This is a genomic window from Fenollaria sp., from assembly GCF_057222035.1.
This window is the reverse complement of sequence record NZ_JBXXYC010000016.1, coordinates 1-4498: the sequence shown is the minus strand read 5'-3', so window position 1 is coordinate 4498 and position 4498 is coordinate 1. Positions and strand designations below refer to the sequence as shown.

At 31.7% G+C, this 4498-nt stretch carries 6 protein-coding genes; all 6 read left to right on the top strand.

Annotated features, from left to right (window positions below):
- The first annotated feature begins 296 nt into the window (after positions 1 to 296).
- Positions 297 to 1040 carry a restriction endonuclease subunit S gene (locus tag AC2UOP_RS07280; RefSeq protein WP_019213883.1) on the top strand — a complete coding sequence of 248 codons (744 nt, stop codon included), beginning with the start codon at positions 297 to 299 and terminating at the stop codon, positions 1038 to 1040.
- A 5-nt stretch (positions 1041 to 1045) separates the two neighbouring features.
- The gene (locus AC2UOP_RS07275; protein WP_019213882.1) at positions 1046 to 1735 is read left to right on the top strand and encodes a hypothetical protein; all 690 of its coding nucleotides are present in this window, start codon (positions 1046 to 1048) and stop codon (positions 1733 to 1735) included.
- A 552-nt stretch (positions 1736 to 2287) separates the two neighbouring features.
- A complete protein-coding gene (locus AC2UOP_RS07270; RefSeq protein WP_106018760.1) occupies positions 2288 to 2497 on the top strand; it encodes a plasmid mobilization relaxosome protein MobC in 210 nt (69 codons plus the stop codon).
- Position 2498: 1 nt separating this feature from the next.
- Complete coding sequence (locus AC2UOP_RS07265; RefSeq protein ID WP_484833174.1) at positions 2499 to 2621, top strand: hypothetical protein; 123 nt, start codon at positions 2499 to 2501, stop codon at positions 2619 to 2621.
- A gap of 115 nt (positions 2622 to 2736) precedes the next feature.
- Positions 2737 to 3186 carry a CopY/TcrY family copper transport repressor gene (locus AC2UOP_RS07260; protein WP_484833175.1) on the top strand — a complete coding sequence of 150 codons (450 nt, stop codon included), beginning with the start codon at positions 2737 to 2739 and terminating at the stop codon, positions 3184 to 3186.
- Positions 3187 to 3205: 19 nt separating this feature from the next.
- The coding region (locus tag AC2UOP_RS07255) for an HAD-IC family P-type ATPase (protein ID WP_484833173.1) at positions 3206 to 4498 on the top strand (1293 nt) is incomplete at its 3' end.

Here is a 4498-nt window from a genome sequence, read left to right as displayed (position 1 = left end):
TCTGACAGCTAAGACATGAGGAAATATGCAAAGAAACGTGAAGTATCTTCCTACAGTAAAAATACTCGAAAGCACATAGAATAAGGCTTTACGAGCATTTAAGAAAATATAAAAAGATAATTAGAAATTTATACTTTGTTTATAGAAAAAAACAATGGTATGCTGGTCAATTTGTAAGAAAAATAATCCCGCTATTTAATGTAAAAAGTAGTACTGTACCATTTTTTACAACAGCTTTAAATTCATTAAAACCAATTTTATTAAATGTTTTAGTTAGAGATGTAAATGACACTTTTTTGAATTCACAAATTTTACTTCCTCAAAAAAACAATGAAATAGATTTTGAGTTTATAGAATCCTTTGTCGCCGAACTGGAAGCTCAGCGTTTCTCCGAGCTAGAAGCTTATCTAAATGTTACAGGATTAAAAGATTATAAACTAAAGGATGTAGAAATAAGTGCAATAGATAATTTAAAGAAAGTTAAGTGGCAAGAACTTAAAATAGGAGATTATTTTGAAAGAGTAAAAACAAAGAAATTACCATATAAAGCAAAGAAATTGCCTAAAGAACCTACAGGAGAGTATATTCTTCCCGTTTTAACTTCAAGCTTTATGAATCAAGGCTTAAATTATTTTGCACCTAAGACAGGTGCCACTATAATAAAAAATGTTATTTCTATCCCATCTAATAGCGATGTATATAGATCGTACTATCAGTCTAGAGAATTTTCAGTATTGTCAGATGCCTATGCTATTGAATGGAAAGATAAAAATAAAAATTTAAGCCCTAATGTTTATTTGTTTTTTGTATCTTGTATAAATAAAGTTACTGATTTGCCTATATATTCATATAAAAACAAATTAGGTGGTTGGGATGTAGTTAAAAATAAATATATCAAATTTCCAGTAGATAAAAATGGAGAAATTGACTTTACATTTATGGAAAATTTAATGCAAGCTCTAAAAAAACTATCTATGAAAGATATTATAATATATTTAGATCAAAAAATTAACGATATGAAATTAGATATAGCTAGGTGATAAATATGAAAAAAAATAAAGTGTTTAGTATTATACAAGCTGATATAGAAGTAATTGAACAACAATTAGAGCATAGAAACGGTTCTCAAGATTTGTGGAATAGTTTGAGTACGAAATATGTACTAATTTTACCAAAGATAATTTCAGTTATTAAAGTTGAAGGAAAAGCAGCATTACTTGGAGAAGAATATGATTACAGGCCAGAATTAAAAAAATTAAAAGCCGCATTATTAACATGGGTATTAATGAATGAGGATGAATTAGAAATTGAAGGAAATAACATTAGTAATGATTCAAAAGAATTGCTAAATTTATGTACAACATCTTCAGCAGAAGAAGAATTAAAAAATTTGATTCTTGAGTCTAAAATATATATTAGTAAAAAAGGATCTAGAGAAAAGAAAATAGGACTTGAAAAAATATGGGATGCGTTTGAACGACTTAAGACTTTAGAGTGTGCAAATAAAAAATCTTCCGTAGATAAAATTATAAAAAAGATTTCAAGTAATCAAGAAGAAATTGAAGAACTAATAAATAAAGAATTTATTGAATTAACAGAAATTGGTAATTCATACAATATAAGACATTCAGAAACAACACAAAAGAAATTACCAAATAGTTCTTTTATCGAATATTTATATTTTAGAATGCTATCGTTAGTATCACTTGTATTAGAATTGATTAAGTGTGAATAAATGTCTGGTACTGGTACTGGAATGGGTATAAAAATAATAAAATGTGGTATAATTAAGCGGATTTATTAATATTTATAAAAATAAAATGGCTTGATTTAAATGCTTTTAGATACAGCGTATGATTGATAATGAAGAGTGGGAATAAAATTTCGCGTTAAATTTGCGATAAAGGCTTGTTTCGAATTTTTGCTCGTTGCGACGTATTTTATATACGACTCACTCCTAAACATTCTCCGCTTCGTGAAATAATTCATTTTTATCTCACAAATTTAAATAAATGGGTTTTGGTGCTGATAGAAAAGATTTTGCTCGTTGCGACGTATTTCATATACGACTCACTCGCAAAAATTCTGCACATCGCCTTTCTCATCAAATTTTCCAGCGAAATTTGGCGGAGCACAAGGACTCAAGCTACAAAGAAAAAAAATAGTTACTGGCACTCAAATTGTAATGTAATCAAAAAGAATGAACTAAGTAATAGTTCCAAGTGGTTTACATTTGGACAAAAATTTAGGCCGTAGTTTCAAGCTACGGTCTTTTTGTGTACATATTATGAGGATTATTTTATTTAGAAATCTCCAATGGTCACTTTCAAATGTAACAAATAATATAAACCAGATTGTAAAAGCAACTAATATAACTGGTGTTATTTATAAGAATGAAATTGAATCGATGTACAAAGAAATAGAAAAATTATCAAGAGAAATATGGCAGATCCATTCCCTACTTCTTAATAAATCAAAAGAAAGTTATGGTGATTAGTATGGCAATTACAAAAAAGAACACCCTTATGCAAGAGTATTCTTTAAATAAAAAACAATTTTCTGACCTTGTTCAGTATAGGAAAAACTATGAAAATTATTATGGGATAGAAGTGGAGAGATAAAAAGCTATAATCGTTGATTACATTTATTAAAAAGACTTGACATATTTCGTTTACGATAGTATAATTGTTTTGAGTATACTCGTTTACATTTGTAGACAACAAGGAGGAGAGGAAAATTAGCACAATAGAACTTAATACTTATATCACAGATGCTGAATGGGAAGTCATGCGTGTAGTTTGGTCAAATGATCGAGTAACTAGTAAAAAAGTCATCTCTGTATTGAAAGAAAAAATGGACTGGACACAATCCACTATCAAAACTATCTTAGGTCGATTAGTTGAAAAAGGCGTACTAAATACAGAGCAAGAAGGTAGAAAGTTTATTTACACTGCCAATATTGAAGAGAAGGAAGCCATAAGAGATTATGCAGAAGATATTTTTAGCCGTATTTGCAATAAGAAAGTCGGAAATGTAATAGGAAGCATCATTGAAGATCATGTCTTAAGCTTCGATGATATAGATCGACTAGAAAAAATATTAGAGATGAAAAAATCTTTCGCAGTAGAAGAAGTGGATTGCAATTGTCCAAAAGGACAATGCAAGTGTCATTTACATCATCATTAAACATAAGGAGGAATTTAAAATGAATAATGACAACAGATATTCGTCCCATAGTCACCATAATCATGGCGACATGGATCATTCAAAACATGAGCACGTAAGCACGGAAGAACATGGAGACCATAAGGATCAACATCAAGAACATCATGCTGGGCATGATCACAGCGGGCACGGTGGGCATGAGCATCATCATCACGGTAACTTTAAGGAACTTTTCTTAAAGTCATTGCCACTAGGAATAATTATTATGCTCTTATCCCCTATGTATGGATTTGAACTACCATTCCAGTTTACTTTTCCATATTCTGATATTGTAGTAGCTATTTTATCTACTATATTAATTATTTATGGTGGACGTCCATTCTATCAAGGTGCAGTTGACGAATTTAAACAAAAAGAACCTGGAATGATGGCACTCGTTTCTTTAGGTTTAAGTGTTTCATATTTATACAGTATTTATGCTGTGATCATTACCTACGTAACGGGTGAACACGTGATGGACTTTTTCTTTGAATTTGCTTCATTACTATTAATCATGCTATTAGGTCACTGGATTGAGATGAAAGCTATTGGAGAAGCAGGAGACGCACAAGCAGAATTGGCTAAATTAGTGCCGAAAGATGCTCACGTTGTATTAGAAGACGATTCAATTGAAACACGACCAGTTGCTGACTTACAGATAGGTGATTTAATTCGTGTTCAAGCCGGAGAAAATGTGCCAGCAGACGGGATTATCGAGCGTGGCGAATCACGTTTAAATGAAGCTCTTCTAACTGGAGAATCAAAAGCAGTTAAAAAAGGTCCTGGCGATGAAGTAATCGGAGGCTCAACAAATGGAGAAGGGGTTCTTTATATTAAAGTGCTTGAGACAGGTGATAAGTCCTTTATATCTCAAGTACAGGATTTAATCAGCCAAGCTCAAAGTCAGCCTTCCAGGGCAGAAAATATTGCGCAAAAGGTTGCAGGATGGCTCTTCTATATTGCTGTTATTGTCGCGCTAATTGCTTTTGTAGTGTGGATGGTTATAAAAGATGTGCCAACGGCAGTTATATTTACTATTACTACATTAGTTATTGCTTGTCCGCACGCATTGGGTCTTGCTATTCCATTGGTAACCGCCGGTAGCACAAGCTTAGGAGCTAGCCGTGGCTTACTAGTAAAAGACCGCCAAGCGTTAGAAATAGCTCAAGATGCAGATGTGATGATTTTAGATAAAACGGGTACTTTAACAACTGGTGAGTTTAAAGTATTAGATGTAAAACTTCTTAATGATAAATATACAAAAGAGGAAATCATTGCCTTACTGGCTGGTATT

Excerpts from the sequence above, each read along its gene's own strand:
- AC2UOP_RS07270 (WP_106018760.1), top strand. The coding sequence starts at position 2,288 with ATGAGGATTATTTTATTTAGAAATCTCCAATGGTCACTTTCAAATGTA.
- AC2UOP_RS07275 (WP_019213882.1), top strand. The coding sequence starts at position 1,046 with ATGAAAAAAAATAAAGTGTTTAGTATTATACAAGCTGATATAGAAGTA.
- AC2UOP_RS07265 (WP_484833174.1), top strand. The coding sequence starts at position 2,499 with ATGGCAATTACAAAAAAGAACACCCTTATGCAAGAGTATTCTTTAAAT.